At 59.2% G+C, this 15,672-nt stretch carries 26 protein-coding genes; 21 read left to right on the forward strand and 5 right to left on the reverse strand.

Annotation, left to right across the window (positions count from 1 at the left end; translation table 11 throughout):
• Positions 1-669 precede the first annotated feature (669 nt).
• Positions 670-1,062 (forward strand): hypothetical protein, encoded by a 393-nt coding sequence (locus AC1RQ5_RS14430; RefSeq protein ID WP_493199824.1) that lies wholly within the window; start codon positions 670-672, stop codon positions 1,060-1,062.
• Here AC1RQ5_RS14430 and AC1RQ5_RS14435 read toward each other — a convergent pair.
• From AC1RQ5_RS14435 to AC1RQ5_RS14450, 4 genes are read right to left on the reverse strand one after another with little or no spacing between them, the layout of a single operon-like run.
• Complete coding sequence (locus AC1RQ5_RS14435; protein ID WP_493199825.1) at positions 1,059-1,238, reverse strand: hypothetical protein; 180 nt, start codon at positions 1,236-1,238, stop codon at positions 1,059-1,061. The two genes, AC1RQ5_RS14430 and AC1RQ5_RS14435, sit on opposite strands and share 4 nt — an antisense overlap.
• 35 nt (positions 1,239-1,273) lie before the next feature.
• Positions 1,274-1,660 carry a hypothetical protein gene (locus AC1RQ5_RS14440; protein WP_493199827.1) on the reverse strand — a complete coding sequence of 129 codons (387 nt, stop codon included), beginning with the start codon at positions 1,658-1,660 and terminating at the stop codon, positions 1,274-1,276.
• A gap of 11 nt (positions 1,661-1,671) precedes the next feature.
• A complete protein-coding gene (locus AC1RQ5_RS14445) occupies positions 1,672-2,106 on the reverse strand; it encodes a single-stranded DNA-binding protein (RefSeq protein ID WP_493199829.1) in 435 nt (144 codons plus the stop codon).
• A gap of 18 nt (positions 2,107-2,124) precedes the next feature.
• Positions 2,125-2,838, reverse strand: coding sequence for a Rad52/Rad22 family DNA repair protein (locus tag AC1RQ5_RS14450; protein WP_493199831.1), 714 nt, complete (start codon positions 2,836-2,838; stop codon positions 2,125-2,127).
• 207 nt (positions 2,839-3,045) lie between these two features.
• On the opposite strand from AC1RQ5_RS14450, the gene AC1RQ5_RS14455 reads away from it, so the two are divergent.
• The 7 genes from AC1RQ5_RS14455 (at position 3,046) to AC1RQ5_RS14485 (ending at position 6,378) form a co-directional block, all read left to right on the forward strand.
• Positions 3,046-3,195: a hypothetical protein gene (locus AC1RQ5_RS14455; RefSeq protein ID WP_493199833.1), complete on the forward strand. Its 150-nt coding sequence runs from the start codon at positions 3,046-3,048 to the stop codon at positions 3,193-3,195.
• A 14-nt stretch (positions 3,196-3,209) separates the two neighbouring features.
• Positions 3,210-3,641: a hypothetical protein gene (locus AC1RQ5_RS14460; RefSeq protein WP_493199835.1), complete on the forward strand. Its 432-nt coding sequence runs from the start codon at positions 3,210-3,212 to the stop codon at positions 3,639-3,641.
• Positions 3,642-3,971 (forward strand): helix-turn-helix domain-containing protein, encoded by a 330-nt coding sequence (locus tag AC1RQ5_RS14465; protein WP_493199837.1) that lies wholly within the window; start codon positions 3,642-3,644, stop codon positions 3,969-3,971.
• Between the two features lie 24 nt (positions 3,972-3,995).
• The gene (locus AC1RQ5_RS14470; protein WP_493199838.1) at positions 3,996-4,253 is read left to right on the forward strand and encodes a hypothetical protein; all 258 of its coding nucleotides are present in this window, start codon (positions 3,996-3,998) and stop codon (positions 4,251-4,253) included.
• Positions 4,254-4,548: 295 nt separating this feature from the next.
• On the forward strand, positions 4,549-4,764 hold the full coding sequence (locus AC1RQ5_RS14475) for a con-10 family general stress protein (protein WP_493199840.1): 216 nt from the start codon (positions 4,549-4,551) through the stop codon (positions 4,762-4,764).
• Between the two features lie 107 nt (positions 4,765-4,871).
• A complete protein-coding gene (locus AC1RQ5_RS14480; RefSeq protein WP_493199842.1) occupies positions 4,872-5,489 on the forward strand; it encodes a hypothetical protein in 618 nt (205 codons plus the stop codon).
• A gap of 322 nt (positions 5,490-5,811) precedes the next feature.
• A complete protein-coding gene (locus AC1RQ5_RS14485) occupies positions 5,812-6,378 on the forward strand; it encodes a hypothetical protein (protein ID WP_493199844.1) in 567 nt (188 codons plus the stop codon).
• A 55-nt stretch (positions 6,379-6,433) separates the two neighbouring features.
• Here the strand turns inward: AC1RQ5_RS14485 and AC1RQ5_RS14490 are convergent, their stop codons facing one another.
• A complete protein-coding gene (locus AC1RQ5_RS14490) occupies positions 6,434-6,592 on the reverse strand; it encodes a hypothetical protein (RefSeq protein ID WP_493199846.1) in 159 nt (52 codons plus the stop codon).
• A gap of 157 nt (positions 6,593-6,749) precedes the next feature.
• Here AC1RQ5_RS14490 and AC1RQ5_RS14495 point away from each other — a divergent pair, with 157 nt between their 5' ends.
• From AC1RQ5_RS14495 to AC1RQ5_RS14555, 13 genes are all read left to right on the forward strand, one after another.
• Complete coding sequence (locus AC1RQ5_RS14495; RefSeq protein WP_493199848.1) at positions 6,750-7,301, forward strand: terminase small subunit-like protein; 552 nt, start codon at positions 6,750-6,752, stop codon at positions 7,299-7,301.
• A gap of 7 nt (positions 7,302-7,308) precedes the next feature.
• Complete coding sequence (locus AC1RQ5_RS14500) at positions 7,309-8,526, forward strand: phage terminase large subunit family protein (RefSeq protein ID WP_493199849.1); 1,218 nt, start codon at positions 7,309-7,311, stop codon at positions 8,524-8,526.
• Between the two features lies 1 nt (position 8,527).
• Complete coding sequence (locus tag AC1RQ5_RS14505) at positions 8,528-9,886, forward strand: phage portal protein (RefSeq protein ID WP_493199851.1); 1,359 nt, start codon at positions 8,528-8,530, stop codon at positions 9,884-9,886.
• Positions 9,887-9,936: 50 nt separating this feature from the next.
• Positions 9,937-10,647, forward strand: coding sequence for a putative phage head morphogenesis protein (locus AC1RQ5_RS14510; RefSeq protein ID WP_493199853.1), 711 nt, complete (start codon positions 9,937-9,939; stop codon positions 10,645-10,647).
• Between the two features lie 62 nt (positions 10,648-10,709).
• On the forward strand, positions 10,710-11,387 hold the full coding sequence (locus tag AC1RQ5_RS14515) for an HK97 family phage prohead protease (protein WP_493199855.1): 678 nt from the start codon (positions 10,710-10,712) through the stop codon (positions 11,385-11,387).
• The gene (locus tag AC1RQ5_RS14520; protein WP_493199857.1) at positions 11,359-12,606 is read left to right on the forward strand and encodes a phage major capsid protein; all 1,248 of its coding nucleotides are present in this window, start codon (positions 11,359-11,361) and stop codon (positions 12,604-12,606) included. The genes AC1RQ5_RS14515 and AC1RQ5_RS14520 overlap by 29 nt, the downstream gene beginning before the upstream one ends.
• Before the next feature lie 29 nt (positions 12,607-12,635).
• Entirely contained in the window at positions 12,636-13,037 is a 402-nt protein-coding gene (locus AC1RQ5_RS14525; protein WP_493199859.1) for a hypothetical protein, read from the forward strand.
• A 62-nt stretch (positions 13,038-13,099) separates the two neighbouring features.
• The gene (locus tag AC1RQ5_RS14530; RefSeq protein ID WP_493199860.1) at positions 13,100-13,339 is read left to right on the forward strand and encodes a hypothetical protein; all 240 of its coding nucleotides are present in this window, start codon (positions 13,100-13,102) and stop codon (positions 13,337-13,339) included.
• Positions 13,340-13,374: 35 nt separating this feature from the next.
• Entirely contained in the window at positions 13,375-13,989 is a 615-nt protein-coding gene (locus AC1RQ5_RS14535; protein WP_493199862.1) for a head-tail connector protein, read from the forward strand.
• A complete protein-coding gene (locus AC1RQ5_RS14540; RefSeq protein ID WP_493199864.1) occupies positions 13,986-14,366 on the forward strand; it encodes a phage head closure protein in 381 nt (126 codons plus the stop codon). Before AC1RQ5_RS14535 ends, AC1RQ5_RS14540 begins: the two co-directional genes overlap by 4 nt.
• Positions 14,363-14,812 carry a hypothetical protein gene (locus tag AC1RQ5_RS14545; protein WP_493199866.1) on the forward strand — a complete coding sequence of 150 codons (450 nt, stop codon included), beginning with the start codon at positions 14,363-14,365 and terminating at the stop codon, positions 14,810-14,812. The genes AC1RQ5_RS14540 and AC1RQ5_RS14545 overlap by 4 nt, the downstream gene beginning before the upstream one ends.
• Positions 14,805-15,209: a DUF3168 domain-containing protein gene (locus tag AC1RQ5_RS14550; RefSeq protein ID WP_493199868.1), complete on the forward strand. Its 405-nt coding sequence runs from the start codon at positions 14,805-14,807 to the stop codon at positions 15,207-15,209. The genes AC1RQ5_RS14545 and AC1RQ5_RS14550 overlap by 8 nt, the downstream gene beginning before the upstream one ends.
• A gap of 51 nt (positions 15,210-15,260) precedes the next feature.
• Positions 15,261-15,668 carry a phage major tail protein, TP901-1 family gene (locus tag AC1RQ5_RS14555; protein WP_493199870.1) on the forward strand — a complete coding sequence of 136 codons (408 nt, stop codon included), beginning with the start codon at positions 15,261-15,263 and terminating at the stop codon, positions 15,666-15,668.
• Positions 15,669-15,672 lie beyond the last annotated feature (4 nt).

The following is a 15,672-nucleotide window of genomic DNA, read 5'->3' on the forward strand; positions in this document are numbered from 1 at the left end:
AATTCTCCACAGGATTTCAGGCCCCGCGTCTAAGGTTACCCTCACTGTCAGATTCGAAAAAAATGCGTGGAGTTAGAAGCTTGTAGAACTTCACGTGGAAGCAGTTCGAATCCGGCTCAAATCACCACGGGATGTCGAGGGGAATCTTCGACCCACCCTCTTGCGGCGCCCGAAAAAATCGATCTTATCAATCTTACTTGCTTCCGATGATTCGAAGCTCTCCTGAAATTCAAATGGAGAGCTATGTCATGAAGCGACCGCCTAAATTCCGTATCAAGCTGTTTGGAGTCGATGTTAGCGCCGAAGGGGCGTTGGGCATCGGAGCGGCGTGTTTCCTCGTCGTCTTCCTCTTCGTCGCATGGCGATTGACGCCGATTTGAAACCGGCTCACGATTCCAGCATGCAGACAGAGGAAGACATCAAGCGAGGCGGTCGTCGCACGCGTGCAGGTCGGCCATTTAAATATGGTGAGCCGACTGTATCCACACGCATCCCGCGGAGCCTCGCTGCGCAGGTGTTGGCGTACATCAACTGGCGCAAGACTCGCGCGCTACCCGTCATCGTCGTCGGAAAACCGAGCGAGAAGCGCGCGCAATAGGCCGCAAGTACGTCCTCGGCGTAGACCTCGGCACGAAGGCCGGGTTTGCTCAATGCTTTCTCGATGGCACCGTGTCGGCATACAGCCGCGTTGCCGGAAAAGAGTTTGAAGCCCGATTGGTCGCCGTTGCTTCTGAAATTGAACGGCACAACACCCCGGACTGCGTCGGCGTTTGCATCGAGAAGCCGTTCGGTCGCTTTAACGGCATCGACGTAATGCTCGGCATGTTTGGTGTGGCGGTCTACACCTGCCAGCGGCTGGGGCTGCCCTGGTACCCACTCAACCTGATGACCAGCAAGAAGCACGCGACCGGAAAAGGTAACGCAAAGAAGCCTGACATGCAGGCGGCGGCGAAAGCACGTTGGGGACAGGAGCTGGGTGAGGACGAGGCGGATGCCGCCTGGGCGGGCGCCTTCGCCCTCGACCACAACTTATTTTCGGAAACTGCTCACGAGACCAGCTAACGCAGCCCGGCGAGGGTCTGCTCGATGGCGGTGGCGCGTTCCTTTTCCCGGCGCAGCATCTGCCGCGCGGCAATGTGCAGGATAGTGATTGCACGTTTCTTGCCGGTGAGCTGTTTGAGCTGCGCTATGATGTTGCGCATCTCAGGATAGTCCTTGTCGTAGAAGAAGAAAGCCATCTTCCCGCCTCGGGCGTGTTTCGGGTGCTTGGGCATTAGATGAGCTTTTTCTTGCTGACGGTGAGGGAGAAGGTGGGCTTCACCGCCATGTTCTTGCGCTTGAGCCAGTCGATGAGGGCATCCACGTCCAGGACCACATCGGTTTTCGCTTTGAAGCAGACGGCCGGTAGATCTGATTTCGCGAAGCCGAACTCACGTTCCAGCCATGCCAGCGTGATGGGCTCCTTCTTGAGTTGGGTGTAGTGACCGGCATGCTCGACCGGCGTGATGTCGCCGGTCTCGTTCATGCGGCCCACCAGCCGGTTAAGCAGCTCCTTGCGAGCTACGGTCTCACGGGCTTTGACCTCTCCGACCAGGGCGAGGCATTCGGCGATTTCGCCGACCAGCTCCTCGTCGGAGAATTTTGCGATTTGCTTTTCCATCGACGGCCTCCCTAGAACGGGATTTCGTCGTCGAACGGGAAGTCGCCGTTAGGCTGCTTCGCGGCTGGAGCTGCTTTCGACGTGGCGCGGGCGTGAGCTTCATCATCTCGGCCAGCATCGGCGCCATTGTCTTTCTTCGTGAGGAAGACGAGCTGGCTGGCGACAATTTCAAGGCTCTGGCGCTTCACGCCGTCCTTGTCCTCCCATGGGCGGAGCGACGGCTCACCGATGACCATAACTGCGTCACCCTTCTTCAGGTATTGCTCGGCGACCTTCGCGGTGCCCTTGAAGGTGGTGACGTTCCACCAGGTGGTTCGCTCGTTCTTGTCGCGGCCGGTGGTGATGGCGATGGGGAAGCTGCAAACTTCCGTGCCGGACTGCGTCACGCGCAGCTCGGGGTCTTTGCCCAAGTGCCCCACGAGGGTGGCTTGTGCATGGTTTGGCATAGGTAGGTCTTTCGTTGATTACTGATTGTCAGCCTTGGCGAGGACCAGCAGGCCCGCGTTCTCAAGGATGGTCTTCGCTTCCGGGTACTGCGTGCATCGCTCGATGCGTGCCGCGTTCTCGCGGAGGAATCTCGTAAGCTCGGCCGGGTCGGTCGGCTTGGTATCTACGAAGGTCTTCGCCTGATGGATGGCGGCCTGTTTCTTCTGCTCCGGCGTCAGCTCAGGCTTCGGTTCCGGCTTGGCCGGGCAGGCGTTGCGGAGAAGCTTCTCCAGCTTCGCCTTCTCGCTGTCCTTGATGACGTAGGACTTGCCGAAACCTTCAATATCCACCCACGGGGAGTCGAGGTCGTAGAGGTAGCGGCCGATGCCCCACACCACAGCAGCACGCTTCAGGGCGTCGGACAGGGCGCCTTTTTCGGCCTCATGGTCAGTGTCTCCGGCACCGTTGGCTTTCCACACCCACTCGTCGTTTATCTTGATGCCGATTTCGCAGACCGTCTTTTTGTCGGCATGGGTGTAGCGGCATTGCCACTTGTCGGGACCGACAACGGCATCGAGGCGCTCGTAAACATCGCGCGCGTCGATGTAGGCCAGGGCCATGCCCTTGGTAGCGGGCGCCTCGCTCTTGCCGGTCTTGCGGGCTTCGGACTTCTGATTGGTGCTGCCAACCCGCCAGCTTACGCGAGAAGGGTCGATGGGAGCGCTAAGCGCGGTGAAGATGGAAGGGCTCACTCATCGCACCCTCCATCTTGTTGAGCAGCCTCTTCGGCCATGATGACAGCGAGGTGGTCCTCGTACTGCCGTTTGCTTTTACTCATCGTCATGTCTCCTTGGTTGTGAGTGAATCCTCTCACAAGGAAATATTTCCGTAAAGAGAAAAATATCTTGACGACAACCTTAAGCTGAATCAGCATGACTGTAACAAAGGAGACAAAACCAATGGACTACGTACAGACTTATAAGGACTTGAGTGCGCCGAAGCGCGTGAGCTGGTCGGACCGCTACTATCAAAACCAACACATCATCGACTCCGCGCTTTTCGTCGCGGTGTTCGCCCTCGGCGCCGTGCTGCTGCACGCGATGGCTTAAGGGGAGGCAAGAATGTGGAAAAGATTAAGCTTCAAGCAGGGCGGTTCTATAAAACCGAAGGCGGCGATAAGGTCGTGATGCTCGGTGAGCACCCGAGCGCGGACATAAAAACCTTAGCGGGCTTCATTTGCCAACCTTATCGAGATGTCGCGAAGACGTGGTTCCCCAATGGCCAAATAGCGGGCATTGTTGAACAGTCACTCAACATCGTCGCTGAATGGGTAGAGCCCAAGCGTATCAAAGGGTGGGTAAACGTCTATGACGGTAACCCTCCGTGCCAAGAAGGCTCCGAAAGCGGCGATGTCGCCGGACATCTTGGACACGCGTATATCGAGCGCAGCGATGCTGATGATGCGGCCCGACGACACAAAAAAACGAGCCGCCGGATAGCCTGCATCGAAATCGATGTGTTCGAAGGTCAAGGCTTAGATGGGAGCGCCCGATGAATGGATGCGCTCACCATCCGGCAACAGCAGATCGGCCCGCTCTTTGAAGCAGGGGCTAGCGCCTTCGCTTCGCCCGCCCCGAAAGACCAACCCGCCACCCAACACCAACTCGGCGTGCAAGCTCGTGTCATCGCTCACCTGAAGCAGCACGGCGGCATCGACGCGCTGACCGCGCAGAAGATGGGCACGACCGACGCACGCAAGATGTTCACCCGCCTGCGCGAGCAGGGCTACCTCTACGCGGCGGATGATGCCAGCGGGCACGAAGAGCGCCCGAACCACAGCGGGAAGGGGAAGTACCGCTTCCACCTGTGGACTGGAAAACAATAACCAACAATGAGGGAGAAAACCCCCATGCCTAAAATAACCCCCACTACCACGATGAAAAAATACTTCGTCGGCCGCCTGAGGAAGAACGGCAAGATGGTCGAGCGCGTCATGCGCCGTCTCACCACGGTCGGACGCTTCGGCCTGAGCAAGCATGCCTACGAGATCGCATCCGCAACCTGGTTGCCTGCGCCGGTCGCGTTCGTTCGCGCCACCCGTCTGTTCGACACCCGCAAAGAAGCCCGAGCGGAGCGCGACTATCGAGCAGGTGCCCGCAGCAAGTAGCGGACCATGCGCATCCGCGCATCCACGCGCGAGAACTGGTTGAGGGTCTTCGGGCAGGACATCCGCCCCAAGACCCCCATCCACGTTTTCCCGCTCACCCGCCGGGAGCGAGAGTTCGCCCGGCTGAAACACCAAGAATTACGCAGTGAGGTCTTTGAGCCCAGCTACGTGATTGCACGGCTGCGCGAGACGCTTTCGTCCGTCCCCGTGCATCAACCCAAACCTAAACCCCAGGACCGCCTCGCGGCTGGCCTCCGCAACGTGTTGAGGAAGCCGACGAGGTAGGGCCGGGAGAATGAAAGAAGAGACCATGGAGAAACGTATCCAAAACAAGTCCATGCGCGGCTTTGCCAGCATGGACCCTGAGAAGCAGCGCGAGATCGCCCGCATGGGTGGTCAGAGCGTTAAGCCCGAGAACCGCTCATTCAGCAAGAGCCCCAAGCTTGCGCAGAAGGCCGGTCGCTTGGGCGGCGCCGCCGGGAAAGTCACCGGCAAGGGAAAGAGTCGTTAACGGCAAGCCGATTCAAGTAAGCGCCCTTTGGGCGCTTTTTGATACCACACGCTTGACAGTGCACTCTCCGGCTGTAGCGATGCGCCGGGCTGACTTGGGGGAGAATCATGAAGGCGGTTTGGTATAAGGAGTGGTGGGCGAAGCTGAGTTCTTTGATCGAGGCATACATTGCGCGCCCGTGGACGAGCTTGAGGGGCGTCAGCAACTCAAACGCCGCAAAAACCACCATCCTCATCCCGCTCGTTGGTTATTGGATAGTCTTCAATGACAAGCTCGTCCATATGCTCCAGCTCGCAACAGAGATTGGTGTCACGCAGATAGAAGGGCAAATCCCTCAGCGTCTGCTCTGGCTCTACCTGGGTTTGACAGCCATTGCGCTCGGCACATTCATTTACGGCGTGCGCTGCCCGCCGGAGGTGAAAAAGTATGGAGACGAGAGGGACTATATCAATGGCGACGGCAAAGCCCTGACCAATAACGCTCTGCGGGAAATGCGGCAGGAACTGGAGGATGTGGGAGAGGGCGACAGCCTCTGGCTCGACGCTGCTGAAGACCGGGAAACGATGAACGTATATTTCCGGTATCTCAATTATATCCACCCATTCAGTCGAGCTGCGGTCAGCGTCCTCTTCGCGTTTGGCTTTACGGTGCTGACCATCCTCTCCCTCCGTGTCGTCTGGGGGGTGCTCAAGCTCGTTGCGAAATCGTTCTGGGCAGAACTCTAAGCCTCGCGCATAATCTCAAAGCTCCGCTCACGCACCACAATGCACGGAGAAGACCAAAATCGGGAACGGCCGAAATGTCATGTTACCCGGTCAAGGCTAGCCCGTGCATAGCGAGTGCAGGGGAAACAGGACAAGGCCACCGTGTCCAACAACGGAGCCCGTTGGTCCGACGAGGTAAGGGTGTCAGCTTTCTTTTGGCCGTTGTCCCCGGCGACACCCACCAACAAAAAAGGCCCTTCGGGGCCTTTCCAATGTCGTTCGTCATCATCCTGTGATAGGTCAAAAGTGGGCCAAAACTGTGATGTTCCGCCAGGAGGAATTGATGAGACTGCCTATTGCGTTCGCAATCATATTGCTGGGTTTAGCTCCAGCCAAAGCAACTACACTCGAAGATGTTGCTGTTTTTGCCGAGAAGATTTGCACTGACATTCCTGAGGGCAGCCTGACTCGAACGACCATTTCTGGAAAGATCGGCGCGAACGCCAGCGTCGTCGCGAAACTGGTGAGTGGTGAGGCTGACCTGTCGGTGAAGCGGACCACGGAAATCGTGAAAGGCATTCCGTATCGAAAGCTACCCAAGTCGATACCGACGTTTGCTATGTGCAAGTCGGAAGTAGTCAAATTGCTTGGGCCTGAAATCAAGCTGAATATGACGCTCCCGCCGCCGCCGCCACCCCCGCCGCCCCCAATACAAACGCAATACGACGTCTGTGTCGGTGAACATCAAAGAAACTGCGGACCGCACCAGGTCTACCTTTATTGTGGAGCGAACCTTGAGGCTTGGGCCAACGCTCGATGCACGGCCCACGGTGCAACTCGCTTAGATTCCCGAGGGGGCAACAAATGCGGATACAGCCTCGTCAGGATCTTCTGCACAGGACCAAAGTAACCGAACCAAACGACAAAGGCCCCATCGGGGCCTTTTTCAATCAGCTAGTCGTCGCCTAGTCGATGTAGCTGCCATCCTGATGGATGATGTGCGCCTTGGTCTCAAGGATGTTGTTCGCATCGGGGTTGGCCTTCGCCTGGGTAAAGCCTGCGGTGAGGCCAGTGCCGAAAGCGACGATGGCGAGGATCGGGATCATCATGTGTTTGCATTTCATTGGTTCATATCCGCTGTCTCCAGCGTGCAGGAATCATGCGCCGATAAAGCCAAGCTGACAAGACGGCATAACACTCTGAAAAATAACGGAACGCGCATTTTCTTGACGGGATTCGGACCTTCACTCATCCTTGGGGCATAAGGAAAGCAACAGGTGAGTGGCACTCGCAAAGGGAAGTAAGCAGGAAACGAACGAAGCGCGGCTCGGCCGCCCAACTGCCTGCACTGAACCTGTCGCCGACGAAATCTGCAGAAAGCTTGCTGAGGGATGGAGCCTGGTCGAGATATGCGACCTGGAGCACATGCCCGTGCGCTCTACCGTTTACCGCTGGCTGTTTGAAGCTGACAAGATCATGCATGCGGCCGTCACGGAGGAGGCGAAGACGAAGGCGAGGCTGAATGTGTACGTCATCTTCTCAGACAACTACGTGCGTGCGCGCGAGGCCCAAGCCGACACCTTCATGGACGAAACCATCGCCATCGCCGACGACTCCCGTAACGATTGGGTAGAGCGCGTCAACAAGCGCACCGGCGCGAAAGAGCTGAAGCCGAACGAGGGCCTTGTGCTGCGTGACCGGCTTCGGGTGGAGACGCGGTTGAAGGTCGCCGCGAACCTCGCCCCCCGCAAATACGGGGCGAAGGTCGAAACGACCGTGAAGACGGACAAGGACGCTCCGCCCGTGTTCACGCTGAAAATCGACAATAGCTAATCCGTGAGTGCAACTCACATACGTCCGCCCGAAACTTTACGCGAAGCAGACTGCTGCATTCTTCAACCCGGTCGATGCCAACGGCAACGCGGCCCGTTATTCGTGGATTGAGGGAAGCACCAAAAGCGGCAAGACGGTCTCCTGCATGGCCTGGCTCTTCGAGCAGGCATTGTTTCTCGGCAAGCCTGGTCGGCAGTTCTGGTGGATTGCCCCGGTGTTCGCCCAGGCGAAGATTGCCTATGGCCGGATGAAGCGGGGGCTGCCCGCATCGCTTATCCGCTGGAACGACACCGACCAAACCATCACCATCGTCGCGAACGGCGCGATCATCTCCTTCAAGTCCGGGGAGAAGACCGACAACCTCTATGGTGAGGACGTGTGGGCCGCCGTGCTGGATGAAGCCAGCCGCATGCGTGTGGAGGCGTTCTATGCCGTCCGCTCCACCCTGACCGCCACCCGCGGGCCCGTGCGCATCATCGGGAACGTAAAGGGACGCAAAAACTGGTTCTTCCTCGGCTGCCGTAAGGCGGAGGGCGGGGAGATTGGCCACAGCTACCACAAGATCATCGCAACCGATGCCGTCGCCGCCGGAGTGTTCCCGCAGGAAGAGTTGGACGACGCCCGCCGTGCTCTCCCCGATGCCGTCTTCCGTGAGCTGTACCTGTGCGAGCCGAGCGATGACGGGGGCAACCCCTTCGGCCTCAAGTTCATCCGCGCGAACATCGCGCCGCTCTCCACCGGTGCGCCGGTCGTCAACGGGGCCGACCTTGCTAAGTCCGTTGACTGGACCGTAGTGCACCAGCTCGATGATGATGGCTTCACCTGCGGGCACCACCGCTGGCAGGCTCCATGGGAGACGACCTTCCGCAACCTGCTGCTCATTGCACAGCGCACGCACACCGTGGTGGACAGCACCGGCGTGGGCAACCCCATCGTGGAGCGATTGCAGCGTGAGGGCGGCGAGAACTTCGAGGGGTATGTCTTCACGTCGGCATCGAAGCAAATGCTCATGGAAGGGTTAGCCGTTGCCATCCAGCGGGGCGAAGTGCATTATCCCGATGGTGTCATCGTGAATGAGCTGGAAAGCTTTGAGTACGAATACACCCGCACCGGTGTCCGCTACACCGCGCCCGAAGGCCAGCATGATGACTGCGTGATGGCTCTCGCACTGGCCGTCTATGCGAAGAACAACCGGCGCGCACAGCCACAAGTGATTGCGCTATGACTTGGAAATTCTGAACCGGATTCTTCGCAAGAAATCCCTGCCTGTCCCCGGCACGTCGTCCTTCTTCCTCCTCAATGGCTTCTCGTCTTCCACGCTGAAGAACATCAAGGCCTTTGCGGACGAGGGCTACCAGCAAAACCCCATCGTCCGTGCCTGCATCGCCATGATTGCCCAGGCGTGCTCCTCCGTGAAGCTGGAGGTGCACAGCGCCGACGACGCAGGCAACATGAAGGTGAACACCAAGCACCCCATCCTCCAGCTCCTCGCGAAACCGAACCCCATGCAGTCGTGGGGCGACTTCATCGTGGAGTTGTCGTCCTGGTATTCCATCGCCGGGGAGGCGTTTATCCTGCGCCTCCCGGAGAAGGGCCCGGCGAAGGAGCTGTATCTGCTCGACCCGTCCGCCGTGACCATCGAGAAGGACAAGAGTGGAAGCCTCGTGCCGGCTGCCTATGTCTACGGCACCGACCCCGCCACCGCCCGTCGCTACCCGGTGAACTTCCTGAACGGCGACAGTCAGGTGTTCCAGATCAAGACCTTCAATCCCTTCGACCCATTCCGCGGGCTCGCACCGATGAAGGCCGCCGCCATGGCCATCGACACGCACAACAACGGCGCGAAGTGGAACTCGAACCTGCTGGAGAACAGCGCGCTCCCGTCCGGTGTGGTGACGTTCGAGGGTGCTGCCCCTGACACCAACACGCTCAACCAGATTCGTGAGTATTTCAAAAAGGTCTGGCAGGGCGTGAAGAATGCGGGCTCGGTGCCGCTGCTTGCGGGCGGGGCAAAGTTCGAGCCGCTGTCCCACAGCCCGAAGGACATGGACTTCCAGAACTCCATGGGAGAGGCGGCGAAAGCTATCGCCCTGGTGTTCGGCGTGCCGTTGCCTCTCGTCACCATGGAAGCGGCAACCTTCTCCAATTCCGAACAGGCGGCAGAGCGGTTCTGGCTCGATACGGTGCTGCCCACGCTGAACATCTTCATCGGCGGGCTTTCCAAATTCCTCATGGGCAACATCGGCGCAAAGCCGGGGGAACGCCTGGCCTACAACGCCGACAGCGTGCCTGCGCTCGAAGCACGCCGTGAGCGGCTGTTTAAACGCATGACGCTAGGTGTGGCTGGTTCTCTCCTTAAACCCAACGAAGCCCGCGAGGAGATGGGCTATGAGGCGTCCGACGAGGAGAATGCCGACAAGCTGCTGGTTGCCGGGTCCATGAAGCCGCTTGAGAAGCTGGGGGAGGTGCCACCGGCGCCCGTCATCGAACCGGCACCGGCGGAAGATCTGAAGAAGCACCTGCGCGGCATGGGCTACACGGAAGATGACCTCACCAGCATCTTCGGCACGCAGGAGGCAGCATAAGCCTCAAGGCCGCCCTGGAGAACACATCACCCGCCCGCTGGGATGAGCTGATGCGTTCCGTGGAGGCGCCCTATGCGCTCGCGGTCGCGAGGGAGAAGGACCGCTACATCATCGAATGCGCGCACCTGTTTCCCATGCTCCGTCGCCTTGACGACGTGCAGTGGGACCATCATCGCGCCGCCATGCAAGGTATCGCTGCGCAGTACCAGGGCCTCGCCATTCGTATCGCCATCAAGCAGGCGCTGCCGCAGGTCAAATCCCTCCAGGTAAAGGAAGATTGGGAGAAGCTGTGGCTCTACCTCGTCCGCCTTTGGTCGTCCCAGCACGGCGCACGCATGGCAAAGGAGACGGCGAACACCACACGCGACGACATGCAGGCCATCATCAATGATGCGCTCGCCCATGATGCCGAGTTCAACCCGGTTGCGGTCGCAAATGAGTTGTTGCTCGCGAAGCGCCTGAGCCCATTCCGTGCCGAGACCATCGCCCGCACCGAAGTGCACAACGCCATGATGTTCGCCAGCATGGAAGGAGCGAACAAGGTTGCGCTGGATGAGCAGGTTGTCATGCGCAAGCGCTGGCTGCCGGTCCAGGACGCCCGCACGCGCATCTCTCATGCCTTCATGGCAAGTCAGCCTGCCATCGCGATGGATGCAAAATTTAACGTGGGTGGCGCGCTCATGCTGCGGCCGGGTGACCCTGCTGGTGGCGCGGCGAACTGCATCAACTGCCGCTGCGTGCTCACCTACGAAGTAGTCTAATAAAAATAATCTTGCACGGTGAATCGGTTCGTGACTCTAATGTCTGAAAGAAAGTTCTCTGGTTGAACAAGAAGCGTTGCCTCGATTATCGGTTTGAGCTGAAAGCTACCGATGACGCGTCCGGCAAATTCAGCGGTTACGGCTCCGTCTTCGGCGTCGTCGATTCCTATAACGAAGTGGTCGATAAGGGCGCCTTCGCGGAATCCCTGAAGAAGGACGGCTTGCCTGCATTGCTGTGGCAGCACCGCTCTGACCAGGTCATCGGTATCTACACCAAAGCTGAGGAAGACGAGAACGGTCTGCTCGTCGAAGGGCAGCTCAACCTCGAAACGCAGCAAGGCCGCGAAGCCTACGCGCTGCTCAAGCAAGGCGCGCTGAATGGCCTCTCCATCGGCTTCCGCACCCTTATCGACGAGATGAACCGCGAGAGCGGCGTGGTGCACATCAAGAAGCTGCGCCTCTACGAGGTCTCCATTGTGACATTCCCCGCGAACGAGTCCGCCACCATCGGCGCCGTGAAGAGTGCTCCCGAGAGCATCCGCGAATTTGAAGAATTTCTGCGTGAGGCAGGAAACTACAGCCGAGAGGCGGCGAAGCTCATCGCCTCTAAAGGCTTCCGTGCATTCGAGACCCACCGAGAGGGTGGTGACGCTGCATTGGCTCTGGACGCGCTGCAAGGCGCCGTAGACCAATTAAGAAAGTCACTCCCTAGTGGAAAAGGAACTCAAGCAGCTCAGTGACCTGGGCAAGCAACTGCAGGACGGCTTTGCCGAACTGAAGGCGGCGCAAGAAAAGCTCAAGACGGACACCACCGGTGAAGTCGAGAAGCGTATCAAGCAGCTTCAAGAAGAAGTCGCTACCAATCTCAAGTCCATCCAGGACAAGCAATCCGAAATCGACGCCGCGCTCTCCCGCGTAGGCACCGCAGTCGAAACCGAAGAAGCCAAGAGCAACGCTGAAAAGCTGGCTGCACGTAGCGCCTTCGAGAAATTCCTGCGTGAGAAGGGCAACAAGTCCGCTCTTTCCGACATCGAGAAGAAGACCCTTGCGACCGATAGCCTCGACAACGGCGGCTACATGGTGCCGGTCGAAAACCTCGGCATCATCAAGGCTCGCATCTTCGAGACTTCCCCGATGCGTCAAATCGCGAATGTCATCTCGACTTCCGCGAAGAGCATCGAAGTGGTCATTGATGACGATGAGGCTGGCGCCGCCTGGGTAGGCGAGGGCGATACCGTCAGCGAAACCGGTACCCCGAAAATCGGCCGCAAGGAAATCACTGCCCACAAGGTGGTCGCATATCCGAAGATGACCGAGGAAATGGCCGCCGACGCCGCGTTCGACGTCCAAGCCTGGCTGAACAACAAGGTGTCCGACCGTATCTCCCGGATGGAAAACACCGGCTTCGTGAACGGTGACGGCGTGAGCAAGCCTCGTGGCTTCCTGACCTATCCGACTGCTGCCGCTGGTGCCAACGGTTACGTCTACACCCGCAACCAGCTCGAATACGTCCCGCAAGGCAGCACCTCTGCTCCGACCGAGAACGGCCTCATCCAACTGCAAGGCTCCCTGAAGGAAGCGTATCAAGCCCGCGCCGTGTGGGCCATGAAGCGCGCCACCTTTGTCGCCATCATGCAGCTCGCCGGTAGCTCCAACTACCGCTTCCTGAACCTCCAGCCTGCCGTGTCCCCGACCGGCCAAGTGCTGCCCCCGGTTCTGACGCTGTTCGGCAAGCCTGTCATCCTGATGGACGACATGCCGGTCATCGCGAGCAACGCCTACGCCATCGCCTACGGTGACTTCAGCGAAGGTTATACCGTGGTTGACCGCGTCGGCCTGTCCGTGCGCCCCGACCCGTACACCCTGCCTGGCTTCATCAAGTTCTACGCCACCAAGCGTACCGGCGGCGACGTGACGAACTTCGAGGCCATCAAGGTCGGCAAGATGTCCGTCAGCTAGGTCAACCAGTAACAACGAAAGCACACATCATGCAGTTTGATTCCGCAAACTCGATGAAGCCGGTGGTTGGCCGTAACACGGCCGCCATCACCACCAACACCACGTCCACGGGTATCATCATTGATACCCAAGGGTACGGGGCGTTGACCTTCCTCCAGCAAGTGGGCGCTCGTACCGATGGTACGTTCACCCTGGCGCTGGAACATGGCGACGACCCGGCATTGGCCGACACCTCCGCGCCGGATGCGACCGACCTCGTCGGCACCCTCGCGGGCACCGCGCTCGCCGCCGCGAACTCCATCTCCAAGCTGGGGTACGTCGGTAACAAGCGCTACGTCCGCGCGAACGTGGTCTCCACCGGCATTACCTCCGGCGCGACCGTGGGTGTGGCTGCCGTTCTCGGCCGTCCCACCATGGGCCCGACCACCTAAGCCGCAGGGCTGGGGCGGCTCTCGGGCCGCCCGCTTAACTTCAACAACCGAAAGTCTCCGAAATGACTACCCGTATCAAAATGGTGCGCAACAAGCTCGGCTCTCCCGATGGCGCCGTCGTGAAGCACTATGACCAAGGCGAAGTGTACGACGTGACCGACAGTCTCGCCGAAACCTTCGTTGCGGAAGGTGTGGCTGAGTTGGTCGCCGCAGAGGCCGATGCTGATGCCGATGCCACCAATGGCAAGAGCAAGAAGAAGCCCGCCGATGCTGATGCCGACAAGAAGGACGGCACCAAGTAGTGCGGCCCTGCGTCAATCGTAAGAGCTACACGCTCGTGACTGGACCGGCCGTTGAGCCGGTCAGTCGCGATGACGCTAAGACCTTCCTCCGGGTGGATGGCACCGCGGATGACACCCTGATTTCATCCCTCATTTCCACCGCTCGGCGGGCCGTGGAAAACTACAGTAAACGCTCCCTCATCACACAGACCCGCAAACTGACCATGGACGGGTTTGCCGACTTCGTTGAAGGGAACATCACCTCCAGCTTCCAAATCGCTCCTACGCCCCATCTGGTGGACGGCTCTCAAGCCATCCAGCTCGCATGGGTGCCGCTCCAGTCCATTACATCCATCAAGACGACAGACGGGAGCAACGTGCAAACCACGGTTGCTGCCAATGTGTACACGGTCGATGCTGCCGGGGGCCGGGTGCTGCTGAACAGCGGCCAGTCGTGGCCGTCCGGCCTGCGCGAAGATGCCGCCGTCGAAATCACCTTCAAGGCCGGTTATGGCGATGCAGCCACCGATGTGCCGGAGGACATTCGGCAGGCGATTCTTCAGTACGTTTACACCATGTACAACAACAAGGCCTGTGCCGAGCTGCCCGAAGGGGTGAAGGCGATGCTCGGGCCTTACATGACCGCCGAAGCATTCGGCTTCGCCCTATGATCGCCTGCAAGTGCGACGGGCAGGACTTCGCCTCGCGGGCGAATAACCGAGTGACCATTCAGTCTCCTACGGAGTCGCCCGATACCAGCGGAGGGCAAACGGTCGCCTGGGCAGACAGCTTTTCGGCCTGGGCCATCATCGAGCCGCGCTCTGGCAAAGAAACCTTCATTGCCGGGCAGCTTCAAAGCCGGGTCGATGCGGTCATCACCATCCGCTATCAGGCCAGCATCGCGGACACCAAGACCGGTGCGATGTCTCGTGTCGTGTTCGGCACCCGGCTTTATAACATCCTCGCCATCATGAATGTCTCCGACGACATGAAAACAGAGGGCAAGAGCTTCCAGAAGATCTATTGCACGGAGAACCAGCCCGCATGACAACCGGTGCCGTGCTCAACGTAGACCGCCTTAACCGGCGCCTAAACGACATTCCTTTGAAGGCGCGCGACGGCATAGGAAAGGCGCTTGCCACGTCCGTTGTGGAAATGCACGGGTATGCGGCGCAGAAGATTCAGGGCGGCGGGCGGAGCGGGCGGTCTTACCGACGGCGCACCGTTTCCCACCAGGCATCAGCGCCGGGCGAATTTCCGAAGAGCGACACGGGGCAACTCGTGTCCTCTCTCTTCTTCCGTCTTGCCTCAGACAAGCTCTCTGCCTTCTTTGGCACCGCGCTGGCATACGGCCGATGGCTGGAATACGGCACCGCGCGCATGCTCGCCCGTCCGTGGCTGCGTCCTACCTTCAAAGCGAACATCGACGCTGCCCGCGCGCGCGTGGTGGCTGCAGTGAATGAAGCCATCCTGAAAGCCCGCTCCCTTGGCTGACACCGCGCTCCCCGCCATCCAGGCCGTCATTGCACGACTGAAAGCTACGACTGCTGTCACCGACAAGGTGGGCCAGCGCATCTATAGCGACGTGCCGCAAGGGGCTACGTTTCCATATGTGCAGGTCAGTGTGGGGAGCGACCCTTTCGCGGCGAACGACTTCAGCGGGCAAGTGCACACCATCCGCCTTCAGGTGCGCAGTCAGCAAAAGAGCCTCGAAGAATGCCTTACCGTTCGCGCCGCCGTCCTTGCCGCGCTCGACCGGCAGGAACAGTTCATCACACTTCCATCCGGCACATTGGTGCTCTGTCAGTATTCCGGCGGCAGCGACGCCTTCAAGGAAGACGACGGGCGGACGTGGCAGGCGATGGGTGAAATCGAGATGATAATTGTTTGACACAAGCGGCAGTTTGACTCTCTAATTCAACACAACGAAAGGGTCCGCTAAGTGGCCGCACAAAAGGGGCGAAACGTCCTACTGAAATACAATTCCACGGGTTCGACCTATGTTGCCATCGGGGGCGCTCGTGAAGCTACTCTAACCATCGCGAACGAGCCGGTAGACATTACCAATGCCGACGACGCGGGAATCCGCAAGCTGCTCGAAGGTGCGGGGGTCAACTCCATCAGCGTGAAGCTTCAGGGCGTGTACGTTGAGGACGCCGCTTCTGCTGCCATCCGCACCGATGCGATGACCAACGCGCACCGCAACTACCAAATCGTCATTCCCGGCACAGCCGCGAAGACCTATCAGGGTAGCTTTATGGTTGCTTCTTACGAGGAAGCAGGCTCCTACAAAGATGCTGTGACTTACAACCTGACGCTTGAGAGCGCAGGTACGGTAACGCTGAGCTAGGAGA

The sequence above is a fragment of the Tardiphaga sp. GW821-FHT12E02 genome, from assembly GCF_058807155.1.

What these genes read in the sequence shown, in the direction of transcription:
- AC1RQ5_RS14435 (WP_493199825.1), bottom strand. Translation starts at nt 1,238, where the DNA reads ATGGCTTTCTTCTTCTACGACAAGGACTATCCTGAGATGCGCAACATC.
- AC1RQ5_RS14440 (WP_493199827.1), bottom strand. Translation starts at nt 1,660, where the DNA reads ATGGAAAAGCAAATCGCAAAATTCTCCGACGAGGAGCTGGTCGGCGAA.
- AC1RQ5_RS14445 (WP_493199829.1), bottom strand. Translation starts at nt 2,106, where the DNA reads ATGCCAAACCATGCACAAGCCACCCTCGTGGGGCACTTGGGCAAAGAC.
- AC1RQ5_RS14455 (WP_493199833.1), top strand. Translation starts at nt 3,046, where the DNA reads ATGGACTACGTACAGACTTATAAGGACTTGAGTGCGCCGAAGCGCGTG.
- AC1RQ5_RS14465 (WP_493199837.1), top strand. Translation starts at nt 3,642, where the DNA reads ATGGATGCGCTCACCATCCGGCAACAGCAGATCGGCCCGCTCTTTGAA.
- AC1RQ5_RS14470 (WP_493199838.1), top strand. Translation starts at nt 3,996, where the DNA reads ATGCCTAAAATAACCCCCACTACCACGATGAAAAAATACTTCGTCGGC.
- AC1RQ5_RS14475 (WP_493199840.1), top strand. Translation starts at nt 4,549, where the DNA reads ATGAAAGAAGAGACCATGGAGAAACGTATCCAAAACAAGTCCATGCGC.
- AC1RQ5_RS14480 (WP_493199842.1), top strand. Translation starts at nt 4,872, where the DNA reads ATGAAGGCGGTTTGGTATAAGGAGTGGTGGGCGAAGCTGAGTTCTTTG.
- AC1RQ5_RS14485 (WP_493199844.1), top strand. Translation starts at nt 5,812, where the DNA reads ATGAGACTGCCTATTGCGTTCGCAATCATATTGCTGGGTTTAGCTCCA.
- AC1RQ5_RS14490 (WP_493199846.1), bottom strand. Translation starts at nt 6,592, where the DNA reads ATGAAATGCAAACACATGATGATCCCGATCCTCGCCATCGTCGCTTTC.
- AC1RQ5_RS14510 (WP_493199853.1), top strand. Translation starts at nt 9,937, where the DNA reads ATGCGTTCCGTGGAGGCGCCCTATGCGCTCGCGGTCGCGAGGGAGAAG.
- AC1RQ5_RS14525 (WP_493199859.1), top strand. Translation starts at nt 12,636, where the DNA reads ATGCAGTTTGATTCCGCAAACTCGATGAAGCCGGTGGTTGGCCGTAAC.
- AC1RQ5_RS14530 (WP_493199860.1), top strand. Translation starts at nt 13,100, where the DNA reads ATGACTACCCGTATCAAAATGGTGCGCAACAAGCTCGGCTCTCCCGAT.
- AC1RQ5_RS14540 (WP_493199864.1), top strand. Translation starts at nt 13,986, where the DNA reads ATGATCGCCTGCAAGTGCGACGGGCAGGACTTCGCCTCGCGGGCGAAT.
- AC1RQ5_RS14545 (WP_493199866.1), top strand. Translation starts at nt 14,363, where the DNA reads ATGACAACCGGTGCCGTGCTCAACGTAGACCGCCTTAACCGGCGCCTA.